The organism is Aurantimonas sp. C2-5-R2 (assembly GCF_036549495.1).
Classification (GTDB): domain Bacteria; phylum Pseudomonadota; class Alphaproteobacteria; order Rhizobiales; family Rhizobiaceae; genus Aurantimonas; species Aurantimonas coralicida_A.
In genome coordinates this window covers 1-735 of the sequence record NZ_JAZHLJ010000266.1, presented here as the reverse complement: position 1 = coordinate 735, position 735 = coordinate 1, and the positions used below count along the sequence as shown (strand labels likewise).

General features: G+C 65.9%; 1 protein-coding gene. It reads left to right on the top strand.

All coding sequences use genetic code 11. The features are described from left to right. Positions 1-92: 92 nt before the first annotated feature. A partial coding sequence (locus VQ044_RS25435) for a methyl-accepting chemotaxis protein (protein ID WP_331827918.1) occupies positions 93-735 on the top strand: 643 nt, incomplete at its 3' end.

Below are 735 nucleotides of genomic sequence, written 5' to 3'. Positions count from 1 at the left end.
CTCCAAAGTGGATTCGACACCCCGAGCCTACCGGCTCAAGGCGGGCAACGCCGCCCCCTTCAGAAGTTCAACATCGATCGGGACATTCCCCATTGATCATCGGCGGACTGGTAACGCTTCTGGCGACGTTGGGTATCGCTGTCTTCATCGCTCGCACCATCGCCCGGCCAATTCGCACCATCACCGACGTCATGAAGGAACTCGCCGACGGCCGTAAGACGATCGAGGTTCCGTATGCGGGCCGCAAGGACGAGATCGGCTCGATGGCGGGTGCGGTCGAGACCTTCAAGCAAGCGGCGGTCGAGCGTGAGCGTCTGGAGAGCGAGGCGGAGGCAGCGCGGATCGACCAGGAGCAGGCGAAGCAACGCCAGGCGTCGCTGGACAATGCCAAGGCCGAGGATCTGCGCGCCTTCGTCGGGGTCGTGGAGGTCGGTTTCGAGCGGCTGTCGGCGGGCGACCTGACGGTGCGCATGGCCGAGCCGGTGGCGGCGGAATTCGAGCCGATCCGGGCGAAGTTCAACGACAGCGTCGGCAAGCTGGAGGATGCGATCGGCAATGTGGTGACCTCGATCGGTTCGATCCGGTCGGGCCTGCAGGAGATCAACACGGCGTCGAACGACTTGGCGCAGCGCACCGAGCAGCAGGCGGCCAACCTGGAAGAGACGGTGGCGGCGCTGGGCGAGGTGACGACGGCGGTGAACGAAACCGCCGACGGCGCCGGCAAGGCGCAGACGG